Source organism: Paenibacillus sp. S29, assembly GCF_049319765.1.
Classification (GTDB): Bacteria; Bacillota; Bacilli; order Paenibacillales; family Paenibacillaceae; genus Paenibacillus; species Paenibacillus polymyxa_B.
On record NZ_JBMOUI010000084.1, the window covers coordinates 1 to 365 of the forward strand.

The window sequence follows — 365 nt, forward strand, 5'->3', positions numbered from 1 at the left end:
GAACACGACCGTTAAGCCCTCCAGCGCCGATGGTACTTGGACCGCAGGGTCCTGGGAGAGTAGGACGTCGCCAAGCGATATCCTTTAAAGGATAATGAAGTTTTGCATGTTAGGGCCTTTAGCTCAGCTGGTTAGAGCGCACCCCTGATAAGGGTGAGGTCGGTGGTTCGAGTCCACTAAGGCCCACCACTTCTAGAATAACAAAAAGATTGGGGCCATAGCTCAGCTGGGAGAGCGCCTGCCTTGCACGCAGGAGGTCAGCGGTTCGATCCCGCTTGGCTCCACCATTATTCCCTGATAGCTCAGTTGGTAGAGCACTCGACTGTTAATCGAGTTGTCACAGGTTCGAGTCCTGTTCGGGGAGC

At 54.5% G+C, this 365-nt stretch carries 3 tRNA genes and 1 rRNA gene; all 4 read left to right on the forward strand.

The features are described 5' to 3' along the window. Window positions 1–76, forward strand: a 5S ribosomal RNA gene (gene rrf, locus ACL9RM_RS26580); the annotation flags it as partial. A 36-nt stretch (window positions 77–112) separates the two neighbouring features. Then, a tRNA-Ile gene (locus ACL9RM_RS26585) sits at window positions 113–189 on the forward strand. Between the two features lie 22 nt (window positions 190–211). Further along, window positions 212–287, forward strand: a tRNA-Ala gene (locus ACL9RM_RS26590). A gap of 4 nt (window positions 288–291) precedes the next feature. Beyond that, window positions 292–364, forward strand: a tRNA-Asn gene (locus ACL9RM_RS26595). Window position 365 lies beyond the last annotated feature (1 nt).